The sequence below is a fragment of the Lysobacter sp. CA199 genome (assembly GCF_052078715.1).
In the GTDB taxonomy this organism is placed as follows: Bacteria; Pseudomonadota; Gammaproteobacteria; order Xanthomonadales; family Xanthomonadaceae; genus Lysobacter.
Genome location: NZ_JBQJIL010000010.1, coordinates 167,130 through 183,278, shown reverse-complemented (window position 1 = coordinate 183,278; position 16,149 = coordinate 167,130). Strand labels below are relative to the sequence as shown.

The window sequence follows — 16,149 nt, the reverse complement described above, 5'->3', positions numbered from 1 at the left end:
CGGCGCGAGCCTGACGCGGCCTCGTCAGGCCCGCTCACCGCGGCAGCGACGGTACCGGCGTCGGCTTGCCGTCCGCGCCGAGCGCGATCATGGTGAAACGCCCGCGCGTGGCCAGTTGCGATTCGCCCGAGAGCAGGTCTTCCTTGTGCATTTCCACCTCGACCTGCATCGAGGTGCGGCCGGTTTCGACCACGCGCGCGACCAACTCCACCAGCGAACCCTTGGGCACCGCGGTGTGGAAATCGATCTGTTCCGAGCGCGCAGTGACGACCACGGTGCGCGCGTAGCGCGACGCGGCGATGAAAGCGGCCTTGTCCATCCACGCCAGCGCCTGGCCGCCGAACAGCGTACCCAGGTGATTGGTGTGATCCGGAAACACGATTTCGGTCATGCGGGCTTCGGTCATGGGACGCTCGAAATAGGGCGATGCGATTTTTCAGGTCGCGGTGGACAGTTCCCTCTCCCGCTTGCGGGACAGGGCTCTGATGAGCATTGGAAGAGGGGAGCGCCAGCGAAACCGCGAAACTCAAAACGCCTCGTCGAACGCCACTTCGCCCTGCACGCCGACTTGATACGCCGACACGCGGCGCTCGAAGAAGTTGGTCACTTCCTGCACGTCCTGCAGGTCCATGAACGCGAACGGGTTGGTCGAGCCGAAATGCTTGGGCATGCCGAGCTGGGCCATGCGCTGATCGGCGCAGTACTCCAGGTACTGGCGCATGTCCTTGAGCGACAGGCCGACCACGCCGCCGGACAGCACGTCCTGGGCGAATTGGAATTCGCAATCCACCGCGTCCTCGAACATCTTCACCACCTGCGCGCGCAGATCGGCGTCGAACAGGTCGGGTTCTTCCTCGCGCGCGGTGCGGATCACTTCGAACGCGAACGCCATGTGGCAGCTCTCGTCGCGGAACACCCAGTTGGTGCCCGAGGCCAGGCCGTTGAGCAGGCCGCGCGAACGCAGGTAGTACACGTAGGCGAAGGCGGCGAAGAAGAACAGGCCTTCGATGCAGCCGGCGAAGCAGATCAGGTTGAGCAGGAACTGGCGGCGCTGATCGCGGGTTTCGATGCGCTTGAGACCCTGGATCGAATCGATCCAGCGGAAGCAGAATTCGGCCTTGGCGCGGATCGATGCGATGTTCTCGACCGCGTCGAAGGCCTTGGCGCGCTCGTTCGGGTCGGGCAGGTAGGTGTCGAGCAGGGTGAGGTAGAACTGCACATGCAGCGCTTCCTCGTACAGCTGCCGCGACAGGTACATGCGCGCTTCGGGCGCGTTGATGTGCTGGTACAGGTTCAGCACCAGATTGTTCGACACGATGCTGTCGCCGGTGGCGAAGAACGCGACCAGGCGTTCGACCAGGTGCCGCTCGGCCGGGCCGAACTTGTGCTTGAGGTCGTTGACGTCCTGCGAGAAGTCCACTTCCTCCACGGTCCAGGTGTTGCGGATCGCGTCGCGGTACATCTCGTAGAAATGCGGGTAGCGCATCGGCCGCAGAGTGAGGTCGAAACCGGGATCGAGGAGGAGGCGGGTTGAATCGGTGGACATGGGAGTTCCTTGACTGACTTTCCCTTCTCCCGCTTGCGGGAGAAGGTGCCCGGAGGGCGGATGAGGGCGCGCGATGGTCGATGACGGCGCGAGCTGGGCAGTGCATGTGCCCTCACCCCAACCCCTCTCCCGCTTTGCGGGAGAGGGACTTAAGCGGATTACTGACAGGCTTCGCAGGACTCGGGATTTTCCAGCGAGCAAGCGATGGCTTCGTCGGTGGTGTACTCCGGCTTCGGCGCCGGCGCCGCGACCGGTGCGCTGACCGTGCTCTTGGCGATCTTGGTCGCAGGACGCGAACGCAGGTAATACGTGGTCTTCAGACCCTTCTTCCACGCGTACATGTACATCGAGCTGAGCTGGCCGATGTTCGGGCTTTCGATGAACAGGTTCAGCGACTGGCTCTGATCGATATACGCGCCGCGCTCGGCGGCCATGTCGATCAGCGAACGCATCGGCAGTTCCCACGCGGTGCGATAGACCTGGCGCAATGCATCGGGCACTTCGGTCACCGACTGGATCGAGCCTTCGGCCATCTTGATCCGGTCGCGCATCTCGGCGGTCCACAGGCCGAGCTTCTTGAGTTCTTCGACCAGATACTTATTGACGACGAGGAAGTCGCCCGACAGCGTCTCGCGCTTGAACAGATTGGAAATCTGCGGCTCGATGCACTCATAGCAACCGGCGATCGAGGCGATGGTCGCGGTCGGCGCGATCGCGATCAGCAGCGAATTGCGCAGGCCGTGTTCGGCGATGCGCTTGCGCAGCGAGTCCCAACGCTCGGGCTGCGACGGCGTCACGCCCCAGGCTTCGAACTGCAGTTCGCCGACCGAGGCGCGGGTGTCGGCGAAGGACGGATGCTTGCCGTGCTCCATCGCCAGTTCGTTGGACGCCGACAGGGCGTGGAAGTAGATCGCTTCGGCGATGTCCTGGGCCAGCTTGCGCGCCGGTTCGGAATCGAACGGCAGGCGCAGCTTGAAGAACACGTCCTGCAGGCCCATCGAGCCCAGGCCGACCGGACGCCACTTGAGGTTGGCGCGGCGCGCGGTCTCGATCGGATAGAAATTCAGATCGATCACGCGGTCGAGCTGGCGCACGGCCAGGCGCACGGTCTCGGCGAGCTTTTCGAAATCGAACGCACCCTTGCCATCCTCGAACATCTCCACGTGATGCGAGAGGTTGATCGAGCCCAGGTTGCACACCGCGGTCTCGTCCTGCGAGGTGACTTCCAGGATCTCGGTGCACAGGTTGGACAGGTGGATGACGTTGCCTTCGCGCAGGGTCTGGTTGGAGGCGCGGTTGGACTTGTCCTTGAAGTTCATCCAGCCGTTGCCGGTCTGCGCCAGGGTGCGCATCATCCGGCCGTAGATGTCGCGCGCCTTGACCTTCTTGGTCGCCAGGCCCGCGGCCTCGGCGGCGTGGTAGGCGCGATCGAAGGCCTCGCCCCACAGGTCGGTGAGCTGCGGCACCTTGGACGGATCGAACAGCGACCAGTCTGCGTCGGCCTCGACCCGGCGCATGAATTCGTCGGGAATCCAGTTGGCCAGGTTGAGGTTGTGGGTGCGGCGCGCTTCGTCGCCGGTGTTGTCGCGCAGTTCCAGGAATTCTTCGACGTCGGCGTGCCACGGCTCCAGGTACACGCAGGCCGCGCCCTTGCGCTTGCCGCCCTGGTTGACCGCGGCGACCGAGGCATCGAGGGTCTTCAGCCACGGCACGATGCCGTTGCTCAGGCCGTTGGTGGAACGGATCAGCGAGCCGCGCGAACGGATGCGCGTATAGCTCAGGCCGATGCCGCCGCTGAACTTGCTGAGCTTGGCCACGTCCATGTAGCGCTTGTAGATCGCTTCCAGCGAATCGTCGGGCGAATCGAGCAGGAAGCAGCTCGACAGCTGCTCATGCGTCGTGCCGGCATTGAAGAGAGTCGGCGAGGACGGGATGTAGTCGAGCTGGGCCATGCGCCGGTACAGCGCCAGCGCGTCGCTGACATCTTCGCTGAGCGCGCAGGCGATGCGCAGGAAGAACTGCTGCGGGGTCTCGATGACGGTGCGCGCGGTCGGATGGCGCAGCAGGTAGCGGTCATAGAGCGTGCGCAGGCCGAAGTAATCGAACTTGGCGTCGAGGCTGCGGTCGATGGCGTCGTTGAGCTTGCGCGCGTTGGCCTGGACGAAGGTCACCAGGCGCTCGTTGATCAGGCCCAGCTCATGGCCGCGCTGGATCGATTGCGAGAACGCGTGGATCTCGATGCCGGCGACTTCCTTCTCGATCACCCCGGCGAGCAGGCGCGCGGCGAGGCGGCCGTATTCGGGTTCTTCCGCGGTCAGCAGGGCGGCGGTGCGGATCGACAGTTCGTCGAGTTCCTGCGTGGTCGCGCCGTCGTACAGGCCGGAGATGGTGCGGGTGGCCACTCGCATGGGATCGATCGCGTACAAGTTCTCGCCGCTGCGGGTCACCGCGCGCACGATCTTGTTCAGATCGACCGGCTCGCGGCGACCGTTGCGCTTGGTCACGCTCATGGTCAGGTTGGCCGCGGGCGGAGTCAGGGCGAAGCCGGGCGCGTCTTGCGCGGTACGGGCTGCGGCCGGCTTGGCGGCGGAAGAGGGGGCGGCGTCCGTGGCGGGGGCGACGGACGGATCGGATGCGAGTGTGGTCATGGCATTACTCCGGGACGTGGGTGCACGGTGCGGAGAACGCGGACGCGCCAGCGACGACGAACCGCACGCGCGGTGTCACCGATGGCACGGCCGTGCCCCCGCGGGCGCAGAGCTTGGAAGCGTGCTGGCTGGGTGTCGCACGGCCCGAGACGCGAGGTCCGGGACGGTCCGCTCCGCGCATGGCGCCGGAACGTACGGGCGCGACGGGTGCTCCGTCGTGCTGCGACACCGGCCGTCTTCCTCCGAAGACTCCTTTGGGCCGGTACCGCGCGGTTGTGCGACGCGCGGCTGTCGGCAGGTCTTCGGGCTCGGGACTCGGAGCGAGAAACGGGCAAAGAGAAGTGAGCGACGAGTGGCGACCCGAATCTCACTTTTCTTTGCCCGCTTGCTCGTTCCTCCTACCGGGGTCGCTTCCCAGGCTTAACGCCCAGTGCCATGACCCGTTCGTTTCCCACACCGCTGCGGGGCAGCGCCGGCTTCGGACCCCGCCGCGAATGCTCGCGGGCGCGTCCCTACCGGCTTCCCTTTTCAGCCGATCGCAAAATCGGCACCGACGCACACAACATAGTGGGGTTGTTCGATTTCGTCAACGCGATATGTGGTGAATGAATGATGTATATAGCGGGTGAAGACGGGCCCTCCATCCGCCGCGCCTTGGTGTAACGTGCCGCTCATAAGGAACGGGGAACTGTGATGGAAGCACTGATTGTCTTGCTGGTACTGGGTTTGCTGCTGGTGCCGGTGTTGCTCATCGTCGCCCTGGTCCAGATCTCCGGATTGAAATCCCGGGTGAGCGGGCTGGAACGCACCCTGGCCCAACTGCGTGTGGCCGCGACCATCCCCGTGGCACATGACCGCTCCGAGGAGACCCTGGCTGAGCGGATCGCGCGCGAAGCGCCGCCGGCTCCGGCGGCTCCCGCGCGGCCGCAGGCCGGCGCGGTACCGGCCGCCGCGACGCCCCCGTCGGTCGCGTCGCCGCCACCGCTGCCGGCGACGCCCGCCGCCGCGGCCGCGACGCCTCCGCCCTTGCCGTCGCAACCGCCACCGCCACCGCGTCCGGCCACGCCGTCGCCGCCGCGCGTGCCGGCCGCGCCGCCGCCGCCGGATATCTTCACCGTCGGCGCGCGCTGGGTGCGGCGTTGGTTCACCGAGGGCAACGTCCCGGTCAAGGTCGGCATGCTGGTGCTGCTGGCCGGCGTGGCCGCGTTGCTGAAGTACGCCAGCGACCAGGGTTGGATGAAGGTGCCGATGGAGTTCCGCCTGGCCGGTATCGCCGTGGCGGCGATGGCGGGTCTGGTGTTCGGCTGGCACCAGCGCGAGCGCAAGCGGATCTTCGCCCTGAGCCTGCAGGGCGGCGCGATCGGCGTGTTGCTGCTGGTGGTGTTCGCCGCGTTCAAGCTCTACGGCATGATCCCGGCCGGCGCGGCGTTCGCGATCAGCGTGGTGTTGGTGGCCGGCGTCGGCGTGCTGTCGGTGAAGCAGAACGCGCTGGCCTTGGCGGTGTTCGCGATCCTGGCCGGCTTCCTCGCGCCGATCTGGCTGTCGACCGGCTCGGGCAACCATGTCGCGTTGTTCGGCTACTACGCCGTGCTCAACGCCGGCATCTTCGCGATCGCCTGGTTCCGCCCGTGGCGGGTGCTCAACCTGATCGGTTTCGCTTTCACCTGGGGCATCGGCGGCGTGTGGGGCGTGCTCAGGTACCGGCCCGAGCATTTCTCGACCACCGAACCGTTCCTGTTGCTGTTCTTCGCCTTCTATCTGTTGATCCCGGTGTTGTACGCGCGCCGCCGCGCCGCCGGCCGCCGCGATCTCATCGACGGCTGCCTGGTGTTCGGCACGCCGTTGATCGCGTTCTCGCTGCAGGCCGGTCTGCTGGAAGGCGATCGCATGCCGCTGGCGTTCTGCGCGCTGGGCCTGGGCGCGTTGTATGCGGCGCTGGCGTGGTGGTTGCGCCGCGACCGACGCTTTATCGAGCTGGCCACGCCGTACGCGCTGCTCGGGGTCGGTTTCGCGACCCTGGCCGTGCCGCTGGCGCTGGCCGCGGAAGCCACCGCGTGCGTGTTCGCGCTGGAAGGCGCGGCGCTGGTGTGGCTGGGGCTGCGTCAACAACGGCGGCTACCGCAGATCACCGGCGCGGGGCTGCAACTGGCCGCGGCGTTCGCCTTCATCGTCGGCGCCAGCGACGAGGTCTGGGTGGGTCAGACGGCGGTGCTCAACGCCAACTTCGTCGGCGCGGTGTTGATCGCGGTGGCGGGTTTCGCCAGCGCCTGGAGCTATCGTCGCAGTGACGAACGCAGTCCGGCCCTGTTCTATTACCTGTGGGGATTGGCCTGGTGGTTGGCGGCGACCGGCAGCGAGATCGCCGACTTCGTGGCCGACCGCAACACTGCCGACGCGGTGCTGATGCTGGCCGCGTTCACCGGCTGGGCCGCGGCGGAAGTGTTCCGCCGCCACGACTGGAAGGCGCTGTCGTTGACCGCGATGGTCGGCTTCGCGGTCGCGCTGCCGCTGGCGGTGCTGCAGGCCGATGCGCATCGCTACCCGTTCGCGCACTGGGGCTGGGTGGCCTGGGCGCTGTACGCCGGCCTGGGCTGGCGCAGCCTGGCCAATCTGCGCGAACGCGCCGGGCCGGAACTCGCGCTCGCCCATCTGGCCTGGTTGTGGTCGTGGGCGCTGGTGCTGGGGGTGACCCTGTTCCGTCTGCTGCGCCTGTCGAAGCACGATGGCATCGCCGCGTTCGGTTCGGGTTGGAGCACCGCGGCGCTGTTGCTGCCGGTGCTGGCGATGGCGGCGTTGACCTTGTGGCGTCCGTCGATCGTCGGCCGGCCGCTGCAGCAACGCTTCGCGCAATGGAGCGCGGTGGCGATGACCAGCTTCATGGTGGTGCTGGTCGGAGTGCTGGCGCTGAGCTTGTTCACGCCGGCCAATCCGCATCCGCTGATGTGGATACCGCTGCTCAATCCCATGTCGCTGCTGCAATGGGCGACCTTGTTGCTGCTCGGATTCTGGCTGGCCTCGCCGTTGGCCCATCCGGTTTTGCGCCAGCGTCGCGTGCCGGCGCTGGCCGCGGCCGGTTTCGCGCTGATCACCTTCGAGGTATTGCGCAGCGCGCACTTCTGGGGTCAGGTCGACTGGAATACGACGATGTTCTCCACCAGCCTGGTGCAGGCCAGTCTGACCGTGGCGTGGAGCGTGCTCGGCGTGGCCGGCTGGATCGCCGGCTCGCGCCGCGGACAGCGTGGGCTGTGGTTGGTCGGCGCGGTGCTGATGGCGGTGGTGCTGGCCAAGCTGGTGTTGGTCGATCGCGGCCATCTGGGCAATTTGCTCGGTATCGCCTCGTTCATCGCTTACGGGCTGTTGTGCACCTTGGTCGGATTCTTCGCGCCGGCGCCGCCGAGCCGCCCCGACCCGGCCGATCAGAATCAGCAGGAGGCTCAGGCATGAAGCGTTATCCGATGTGGGTCGTGGCGGCCGTCGCCTTGCCGTTGTCGGCCCTGGCCGGGCCGCGCGAGGACTACGCGCAGCAGTGGCCGCTGCAGCTCAGCCGCGACGACGGCGGCGCGTACCGCGTGGTGCTGGATGAGGCGGTGTACCGGCAGGCGCAAAGCGCGCAGTTGCGCGATGTGGACGTGATCGATCGCAGCGGCGCGGCCGTGCCCGCCTCGGTGTTCGCGCCTGAGCAACCGCTGGCGCGCGCGCCGCAGCGGGTGAAGTTGCCGTGGTTCGCCTTGCCGTCTTCGCCCTCGGGCTCGGCCACGCAAGGCTGGGAACTGATCAGCGAGGTCGAAACCGACGGGCGCCTGCGCCGGGTCGAAGCGCGCAGCACCGCCGCCGACACCGCCAAGCTGCCGCAGACCTCGCTGCTGATCGATGCCAGCCGGCTGCGTTCGCCGATCCTCGCGTTGGAGCTCGAGTGGGAGCCCGGCGCGGCGCTGGATGCGGCGTACAACGTGGAAGCCAGCGACGATCTGGACGATTGGCGCAGCGTCGCCGGCAGCGGCCGTCTGGTCGATCTGCAGCGCGGCGGCCAGCGCCTGGTGCAGCGGCGGATCGTGTTCGACACAGTTGGCGAGCAAGCGCGTTATCTGCGCCTGACTCCGCAGGATCCCAAATCCGCCGCGCAGATCAGCGTGGTGTCCGCCGAATTGGCCGGTGGCGCGGCCAGCGCGCCGTTGCAGTGGCGCGAACTCAAGGGACAGCGCGTCGAACAGCGCGACGGCAGCGTCGCGTTCGAATACGTGCTGGACGGGCGTTTCCCGATCCAACAGGCGGATGTGGCCTTGCCGGGCAATCACGCCCTGGAATGGCGCCTGGAAAGTCGCGACAACGAAGAACAGGGCTGGCGCGCGCAGGCGGGCCCATGGATGGCGTACCAGGTTGCCGGGCAGGGCGAGGGCGACCGCTCCGCGGCGCGGCAACTGTCGGACACCGTGCGCGATCGCCGCTGGCGTTTGCGCGCCAACGGCGCGGTGCCGGGCGAACCGGTGTTGCGTTTGGGTTATCGGCCCGAAGTGGTGGTGTTTCTGGCGCAGGGCCAGCCGCCGTACGCCGTGGTGGCGGGCAGTGCGCGCGCGGCCCGCGGCGATTCGCCGTTGGCGCATCTGGTCGAGGCCTTGCGCAAGAGCCGCGGCAAGGATTGGCAGCCGGCGGAGGCGACGCTCGCCAAGCCCGGCGCATTGGCCGGCGCGAGCGCACTGGTTCCGCCCGAGCCCAAGCGCGATTGGTCGACGTGGATGCTGTGGGCGGTGTTGGTGGTGGGGGCGTTGATCGTGGCGGGGTTCGCTTTCAGTTTGTTGCGTTCGAACAAGCCTGCTGCGCCTTGAGGTCTTGAACTCACGGGTTGAGCATCGCTGCATCGTTTTTTGATTCTGAGTCTCGGCTTGGCGGTGCAACTGACTCGCGATAGCAAAGGACACTTGAGGACGACGCACAGATCGTAAGGTTTTAAAGCTTTAAAACTTTGTTCCCCGACACCTGGATTGCTTTACCGGAATAGAGCGAGACGAAGCGGAACAAATGGGACGAAAAGCCGATGAAATAAGGCTTTGCGAGCGTCCTGGCCTGCTCGGGTGGCGTGTTCACACCGTCACATGATTTGAGCAGGTTTGCCGCCGGGTCAGCCGGCGGCGTCACATGGTTTGCTCAATAGGCAGTCGGGGCAGCGCTGGCTGAAAAAGTGGAAGACCGACAACGCCGAGACGTTCCTCGCGCTGACGAATCCGGACGCGTGGAAGAACCGCCACATGGCCGCTTTCGGCAGCCTGACCGACGGCATTACCCGCGCTTGCCAACTGTGGCAGCTCGACAGCACGCCCGCCGACCTGCAGTTGGTAGTCCGGCACGTTCGATATCGGGCCAGTGCAAGTCGAGACGGGCAAGGCGGCGACGGCTTTTGAGTGGCGGCCGCAGTTCCTCGAAATGCTGCTCGCGCGGCGCTGCTTCGCAATGGGCCGCTACGCTGACGACTTCTACACCAGCAGCGGTTCGTACCAAGCGGCGCGCATACCGTTCGGCGGCGTCATGAGAGCAGCGCCCACCTTGGCCGCCGCGTTCTCCTACACGCTCAACACGAACAATGGTGCGGCAGACAATCCCACGGTCGATAGCCTGTGCGTAGGCGTGTTCGCGACCGCCACCGGGAACTGCGCGTTCGTCGTCGATTGGACGGCAGACGCCGAGCTATAGAGACAAGGCGCTGGATTGGTGCAGCAACACCAATCCAGCGTTGGAACCGTGTTCTCAGTGCGAAAGTTAGTGCTGCATTCGCGGTCCGCCCTGGGACTGGCCGTCCATCCCTTGAGTCTGTTGTGCCGTCTCCTGGGCCAACCGCTGTTCGACCGCCTGGGTCTCGCGCATTGCCTGTGCTTGCTCGTATCGCTCCGGCGCAGGCGTTAAAAGGGCTTGCGACACTGGCATGTGCGCATAATTGGCCGCCGGGTCTGGCGAGGCGCCGCGCCCCTCTCGATACACGAACAGAAGTTCGCCGGCTGCGTTTTGCTCGGTGGGACGGTTCAGCGCGACTTTAACGTCATCGCCAGGGCCGAACTTTCCCGCTACCGCCATAGATAGCGCGCTAGCACTCATGCGTTCGCTCTGGTCGTCCCACGGCTTGCCCACGCCTTGCTCAAGACCTCGCACGCTATCTCTGATCTTTTCCAGCAGCTTGTGATCTTGGTGACTAGGGTCGTCGGGGCCGGGTGCAGTTGACCGCTCAATCGGCGGCGTGGGTTTATCTGGCTGCGCTGGGCTGGTGTCCTTGAAGTCTGGCGGCAACGTGACCTCAGCGCCGAGAGCGGCCACGTTGATCCTGATCTCCGGGACAGCGCGACCTGGATTTGCGGCCTGCGCAATGGCCTCTTGACGGTATATCTGCCCGAATGCCCAATCGATGTTGCGCGCGGGATACCCTTGTGGTCGTCGTAAAACGTCTTTGCCATTGCCTCTAGACTCTTAGCCGCGTCTAGTTGCAAATCAGGCTTGATGTGGAGACCGGGGTCCACTGTGACATGGGGCGGCGTTTTATCGTCGCTATCCATGTAATTGGAGACGCCGCCGTCAACTTCGTACAGCTCAGCCACTGTTGCTTTGGGGTTATCGTGCTTCAGTTGAGCGGCAACAGTATTGAACCCCGCGATTTCCGCCCGTGCTTCACTTACGCGCGCGCCCTCGTTGAACTCCTTGACGGGGCCGGTGAAGTCGTGAGGTGAGGGACCGGCCGCGATTGCTGCGACCTGAGTGCGGAAATGTTCCGTCAGTCGAGCGTTCTCCTCGCGGTGGAGTGCGTGGTCAATCTCGTGACCGGCGGTGTAGCGAATGAAGTTGACCGCGTCGCGAACATCGTGCGGGTCGTTGGAAGGGTCTGCTTCGTTCAACTGTCCCACTGATAGGCGCATTTTGCGGCTATCACCGTCATAACTTCCGTTGAACCGGGGGTCCGTCTCGGCCTCAATGCCAACCAGATGCCCGTCCTTGATGGCGCGCTCGTACTGCTCGCGTAGCCCCGGGGTGCTATTGATGACGCCTCGAAAAATCTCGCCGGGGTTTGTGGTCTCGGTGCTCGTCTGTCGCTCAAAGTCGGCGAGCATTGTGTCCAGCTTGCGCCGTGCTTCTAGCTCTTCCTGAAGTGTTGCCATGCTCGATCATCCCTGAGGTTTGCCGCTAATGAAGACCCGAGTAACACACAGGTCTTCGTCGTAGAGCTTCGTCCTGCCCTGCAGTTCAACGCGCACCGAGACCTTTTCCGAGCGGAAGAACCTGTACTCCGTTCCGAGCCTCGGCGCCCGTTGCGATTCTTTGAACCCCGCCGCGCTGAGCGCAGATCGATAGTGTTCCAGGCCGATGCAGGCCGGGGTTCGGTCGGTGTATCCGTCGCCTTTGTGTCCCGTGTTCAGTAAAAGCGCGTTATGCGGCGTGCCGGGAATGGGCTTCTGCGTGACTAGGGAGAAATACCAATCCCCAGGCAATGTCCCGACGCTGTAGAACTTGAGGGGGTCGTCAGGATAGGGCTTCATTTGCAGGCCTGTACGCCCTTCGATGTTCTGCGCGGACAGGTCCTGAGGACCTCTCATGCTCAGAATTAATCCCAGAACCTTGTCGTGTAGCTGCTGGGCACTGAGGGCGGGTTTTGAAGCGGCCGATTCCGTCATGGCGGTGTTCTCCTTTGCCGATAGTGGGCCTGCGGTGGAGGCGCAGGCACAGGCACAGGCACAGGCAGTAACGATGCAGACCACGGGGGCCAGTCTGGTCGCTAGAAGGTCAAACTTGAACGCGGGCATGTGCCTTTCTCCATGTCTATTTCGCGGCGGCATCCGAATGCCCCCGAGCGAGCGCCCGACGATACTGTCCGGTCGTTGCAAGAGCGCGTGACGGCTCTCGTGCGTGGGCCCTGTCACTCGCGGCCTCATCCTGTAAGAGCCCCTGCTGTGGGTCAAGAAATGCCAGCATCTGCGACGCCGGGATAGTGACCGGAGTCTCCCTAGCGTGGCCTGCGGAGGCTATGGCGGCCCGCGCCTCGGTCTGGAGATGGGCGGGCCGCCAAGCCGCCCCCGGCCCGGCAGCGGCTCCCAGGCCGGCCTCGGACTGGGGCCTAGGGCTACCGGGTCACCGGGTCACCGGGCGGCGGCGGGCTAAGACCGGGCCGACTAAAAGGATGGTTTTACCGGGGTTGGAGGGCTTGCGCAGACCATGTGTCGGCGGTGCGCAATCCAGCCGTCGCGTTACAAACTTTTTAGAGATCTAAGATCAGGATCAAGAGCTTCCGCCACTAAAGCGGCGGGTAACTTTCTTTTGTCCAGAGCAACAAAAGAAAGTCACCAAAGAAAAATGCTCTCCCTGTTTCGAGTCAAAAGCCACGAGTGCGTAGCTTTCGCCGGCAGGTCCCGTAGCGGGCATCCTGCCCGCGACGGGACCCGGCGCACGTCCTGTGCGCCGCCCTCCGGGTGTCCGTTTGCTATCGCGAGTTACTTGCGCCGCCCAGCCAGAGCAAAATCTTGGCAACGGCAACGGCAACGGCAACGGCAACGGCAACGGCAACGGCGGGTAACCGTTTTGCTTCGCGATAGGGTCAGCACCATCAAAGCGGCGGCGTGCGCAAGCAACTGCATCACGGTCTCGGGACTTTTCGACGAGATTCGGTGGAATCGGGACTTTGCCGGGACAGCGGAATGCGTCGGCGATCCTCCATTCAGCCCGCAAGGTTTATTTCGCGCTCCCGCCCCGCGACAATAGCCACCCTCAAGCCGCGCTCCGCGCCGGCCGTGATTCCAATCGTATTCCTATGCATCGCCCCAGGAGGCACCGTGTCCATCGTCCGCATGACCGATCTCGATCTCGCCGGTAAACGAGTGCTGATCCGCGAAGATCTCAACGTCCCCATCGACGATGGCCGCGTCACCTCCGAACAACGCATCCTCGCCGCGCTGCCCACGCTCAAGCTGGCGCTGGAGAAGGGCGCCGCGGTCATGGTTACCTCGCACCTGGGCCGGCCGAAGGAAGGGCAGTGGAGCCAGGCCGATTCGCTGGCGCCGGTCGCCAAGCGTTTGTCCGAGCTGCTCGGCATCGACGTGCCGCTGGTCAAGGATTGGGTCGATGGCGTCGAGGTGCAGCCGGGTCAACTGGTGCTGCTGGAGAACTGCCGCATGAACGTCGGTGAGGGCAAGGACGATGAGGCCCTGTCGAAGAAATACGCTGCGCTGTGCGATGTGTTCGTCATGGACGCCTTCGGTACCGCGCACCGCGCGCAGGCCTCCACTCACGGCGCGATCCGCCACGCCAAGGTCGCCGCCGGCGGCCCGCTGCTGATGGCCGAACTCGATGCGCTGGCCAAGGCGCTCGACAATCCGGCGCGGCCGCTGCTGGCCATCGTCGCCGGCTCCAAGGTATCGACCAAGCTGGAACTGCTGGCGTCCTTGGTGAGCAAGGTCGATCAGCTGATCGTCGGCGGCGGCATCGCCAATACCTTCATCGCCGCGATGGGCCATGGCGTGGGCAAGTCGCTGGTCGAGAACGATCTGATCGACACCGCGAAAAAGATCATGGCCGACGCCAAGGCGCGCGGCGCCGACATTCCGGTGCCGACCGACGTGGTGGTCGCGCCGGCGTTCGCCGCCGATGCGCCGGCCACGGTCAAGCCGGTCGACGCGGTCGCCGCAGACGAGATGATCCTCGACATCGGCCCGGACACCGCCGCGCGCTACGCCGAGTTGATCAAGAACGCGGGCACCGTGGTCTGGAACGGCCCGGTCGGCGTGTTCGAATTCGACGCCTTCGGCAAGGGCACCGAGACGTTGGCGCGCGCGATCGCCGCGTCCAAGGCGTTCTCGATCGCCGGCGGCGGCGACACCCTGGCCGCGGTCGACAAGTACGGCATCGAAAGCGAAGTGAGCTACATCTCCACCGGCGGCGGCGCGTTCCTGGAATTCCTGGAAGGCAAGGAACTGCCGGCGGTCGCCGCGCTCAGGCAGCGCGCGGGTTGAGCGCGATGTCCGACGCCGCCGCCAAGCCGATCTTGTTCTTCGATCTCGACGGCACGTTGATCGATTCCTCGATCGGCATCACCCGCTCCATCGCCTATGCGCTGGAGCGCCTGGATCACCCGGTGCCGGACCCGGACGCGCTGCGTTCGTGGATCGGCCCGGCGCTGCGCACCAGCTTTCTGCCGCTGTTGGGCGATGAGGCGCGGGTCGAACAGGCGGTGGCGTTGTATCTGGAGCGTTATGGCCGCGACGGCTGGACCGAACACCAGGTCTACGACGGCGTCGGCGACATGCTCGACGCCGCGCGTGCGGCCGGCTATCGCATGGCCGTGGTCACCGCCAAGAGCGAGGACAATGCGCGCAAGATCCTCGCGCATCTGCCGTTCGGCGGGTACTTCGAGGACGTGATCGGTTCCACCCTGGACGGGCGGCTGACGCACAAGGTCGATCTGATCGCCGAAGCGCTGCGCCGTTTCGGTCTGCAGGCCGCGCAATGCCTGATGATCGGTGACCGGCGCATGGACATCGAGGGCGCGTTACAGCACGGCATGGGCAATATCGGCGTGCTGTGGGGTTTCGGCAGCGAGCGGGAATTGCGCGAGGCTGGAGCGCAGCGCCTGGCCGAAGCGCCGGGTCAGTTGCCGGGCTTGCTGGCGGTGTGAATCGGATTGCCGGAGCCGTGCGACGGTTGCGCCGCGGTTTGAAGCAGTGCGGTCGCGGCTCGCGCCGCTCCTACAGGTAGGCCATGTAGGAGCGGCGCGAGCCGCGACCGCGATTCCACAATCTCGCATCGTCAGCATCGTCAGCATCGATCACACCGATGCACATGCCGCCGCGTAGCATTGCCCATCGCAACGCGATGTTGCAGCGCACGATCGCTTCATCCCATACCTTAGCCAACGACCGCAATCGCCCCCGCGTGCAAGCGACGGCCATCCTCGCCGCGCCGCGTCGCGCCGGTTGCGATGGCGCCTGCGTTTACGCATGGCAAAAAGGGTAAAAGCGAAGCCAATCACGTTTGCGCAAAGTGATGACAACCCTGTCTTCTGTTCAGCATCCCAAGATGACAACAGTTGGTTAGGGTGCCCGAGCGGCGAATGTGCGCCGCGTGACTCGGGAGATCAATCGCATGCGTCGTATCGGATTATTCACCGCGGTATTCACGGTAGCGCTGGTGAGCAGCGTGTCGTTCAGCGCGATCGCCAGCTGGCAGGGCACCTGGCATTACTACAACGCCGAAGGCGCGCAGATCGGCAAGTGGACCGGAGGCTGCGGCGCGGCCGACGGCCGCATCGGCAATACCGATCACAGCAACCCGAACAAGCGCTTCGTGCAGGGCTGCGCCTCGGAAAGCTGAGTCGGGCCAGTACGGATCCGCATGCGGGCCGCCGCGACGAGGCGGCCCGTGCGGAGACGGCGGCAATCGGCCGATGCTTCATGACGCCACCGCGGCGATGCCGCGATCGGCGTCTTCGCTCGGAGCATCGATCCGGTCGCGCCGTAACGGCTGGCGTCGCGCGAAAGGTCCCGCGATCGCGGGACCTTTCGTTCTACGCGTCGGCCGCAGGTTTTCCATGTATCGACGGCATCCATCGACGAAAGGGGAAACACAGCATGCGTAATCTGGCTATCGCGGCGTTCACCGCCGCATTCATCGCCACCACCGTGGCCGGCAGCGTCCAGGCCGGACCAGCGGGGCAAGGTTATTCGTACACGTATTTCGATTCGGCCGGCGAAGTGGTCGGCGGCGCCACCGCGAACTGCGGCGGGCAGTACAGCTCGTGGGGCGAGCGCACGCCGGTGTTCCAAAAGCGCACCTGGATTTGCGATTGATTTGATTCGATCTCGCCGCGTCGAGTCTGCGGGTTCGATGCTGCGAACCGGTTGCGTCGTTGTTGTGATGTCGCGGTCGCGGCTCGCGCCGCTCCTACCGTCGCTACGTTGTGGCATTCGCTACCTGTAGGAGCGGCGCGAGCCGCGA

Annotated in this window: 14 protein-coding genes and 1 riboswitch; of the genes, 8 read left to right on the top strand and 6 right to left on the bottom strand. The window is 65.4% G+C overall.

Annotated features, from left to right (window positions below):
* Positions 1-34: 34 nt before the first annotated feature.
* The 3 genes from ACTOWJ_RS19365 to ACTOWJ_RS19355 form a co-directional block, all read right to left on the bottom strand.
* Positions 35-406 carry an acyl-CoA thioesterase gene (locus ACTOWJ_RS19365; protein ID WP_441336253.1) on the bottom strand — a complete coding sequence of 124 codons (372 nt, stop codon included), beginning with the start codon at positions 404-406 and terminating at the stop codon, positions 35-37.
* A 120-nt stretch (positions 407-526) separates the two neighbouring features.
* Positions 527-1,546, bottom strand: a complete 1,020-nt coding sequence (locus ACTOWJ_RS19360) for a ribonucleotide-diphosphate reductase subunit beta (protein ID WP_441336252.1) — start codon at positions 1,544-1,546, stop codon at positions 527-529.
* Between the two features lie 158 nt (positions 1,547-1,704).
* Positions 1,705-4,056 carry a ribonucleoside-diphosphate reductase subunit alpha gene (locus ACTOWJ_RS19355; RefSeq protein WP_441336337.1) on the bottom strand — a complete coding sequence of 784 codons (2,352 nt, stop codon included), beginning with the start codon at positions 4,054-4,056 and terminating at the stop codon, positions 1,705-1,707.
* 414 nt (positions 4,057-4,470) lie between these two features.
* Positions 4,471-4,764: riboswitch (cobalamin riboswitch) on the bottom strand.
* 123 nt (positions 4,765-4,887) lie between these two features.
* On the opposite strand from ACTOWJ_RS19355, the gene ACTOWJ_RS19350 reads away from it, so the two are divergent.
* The 4 genes from ACTOWJ_RS19350 to ACTOWJ_RS19335 all read left to right on the top strand — a co-directional run bounded on the left by ACTOWJ_RS19350 (position 4,888) and on the right by ACTOWJ_RS19335 (position 9,879).
* Positions 4,888-7,638 (top strand): DUF2339 domain-containing protein, encoded by a 2,751-nt coding sequence (locus tag ACTOWJ_RS19350; protein WP_441336251.1) that lies wholly within the window; start codon positions 4,888-4,890, stop codon positions 7,636-7,638.
* On the top strand, positions 7,635-9,017 hold the full coding sequence (locus ACTOWJ_RS19345) for a DUF3999 domain-containing protein (protein ID WP_441336250.1): 1,383 nt from the start codon (positions 7,635-7,637) through the stop codon (positions 9,015-9,017). Before ACTOWJ_RS19350 ends, ACTOWJ_RS19345 begins: the two co-directional genes overlap by 4 nt.
* A gap of 282 nt (positions 9,018-9,299) precedes the next feature.
* Entirely contained in the window at positions 9,300-9,590 is a 291-nt protein-coding gene (locus ACTOWJ_RS19340; RefSeq protein WP_441336249.1) for a hypothetical protein, read from the top strand.
* Positions 9,553-9,879 (top strand): hypothetical protein, encoded by a 327-nt coding sequence (locus ACTOWJ_RS19335; protein WP_441336248.1) that lies wholly within the window; start codon positions 9,553-9,555, stop codon positions 9,877-9,879. Before ACTOWJ_RS19340 ends, ACTOWJ_RS19335 begins: the two co-directional genes overlap by 38 nt.
* Positions 9,880-9,945: 66 nt before the next feature.
* On the opposite strand, the gene ACTOWJ_RS19330 is transcribed toward ACTOWJ_RS19335, so the two are convergent.
* The 3 genes from ACTOWJ_RS19330 to ACTOWJ_RS19320 are packed head-to-tail and all read right to left on the bottom strand — an operon-like array spanning position 9,946 to position 11,840.
* Positions 9,946-10,332 (bottom strand): XVIPCD domain-containing protein, encoded by a 387-nt coding sequence (locus tag ACTOWJ_RS19330; RefSeq protein ID WP_441336247.1) that lies wholly within the window; start codon positions 10,330-10,332, stop codon positions 9,946-9,948.
* A complete protein-coding gene (locus tag ACTOWJ_RS19325) occupies positions 10,275-11,327 on the bottom strand; it encodes a hypothetical protein (protein WP_441336246.1) in 1,053 nt (350 codons plus the stop codon). The genes ACTOWJ_RS19330 and ACTOWJ_RS19325 overlap by 58 nt, the downstream gene beginning before the upstream one ends.
* A 6-nt stretch (positions 11,328-11,333) precedes the next feature.
* The gene (locus ACTOWJ_RS19320; protein ID WP_441336245.1) at positions 11,334-11,840 is read right to left on the bottom strand and encodes a hypothetical protein; all 507 of its coding nucleotides are present in this window, start codon (positions 11,838-11,840) and stop codon (positions 11,334-11,336) included.
* Between the two features lie 1,152 nt (positions 11,841-12,992).
* On the opposite strand from ACTOWJ_RS19320, the gene ACTOWJ_RS19315 reads away from it, so the two are divergent.
* From ACTOWJ_RS19315 to ACTOWJ_RS19300, 4 genes are all read left to right on the top strand, one after another.
* A complete protein-coding gene (locus ACTOWJ_RS19315) occupies positions 12,993-14,168 on the top strand; it encodes a phosphoglycerate kinase (RefSeq protein WP_441336244.1) in 1,176 nt (391 codons plus the stop codon).
* Positions 14,169-14,173: 5 nt separating this feature from the next.
* The gene (locus ACTOWJ_RS19310) at positions 14,174-14,830 is read left to right on the top strand and encodes an HAD hydrolase-like protein (protein ID WP_441336243.1); all 657 of its coding nucleotides are present in this window, start codon (positions 14,174-14,176) and stop codon (positions 14,828-14,830) included.
* A gap of 467 nt (positions 14,831-15,297) precedes the next feature.
* The gene (locus ACTOWJ_RS19305; protein ID WP_441336242.1) at positions 15,298-15,525 is read left to right on the top strand and encodes a hypothetical protein; all 228 of its coding nucleotides are present in this window, start codon (positions 15,298-15,300) and stop codon (positions 15,523-15,525) included.
* 257 nt (positions 15,526-15,782) lie between these two features.
* On the top strand, positions 15,783-16,001 hold the full coding sequence (locus ACTOWJ_RS19300) for a DUF6289 family protein (protein WP_441336241.1): 219 nt from the start codon (positions 15,783-15,785) through the stop codon (positions 15,999-16,001).
* Positions 16,002-16,149: the final 148 nt, after the last annotated feature.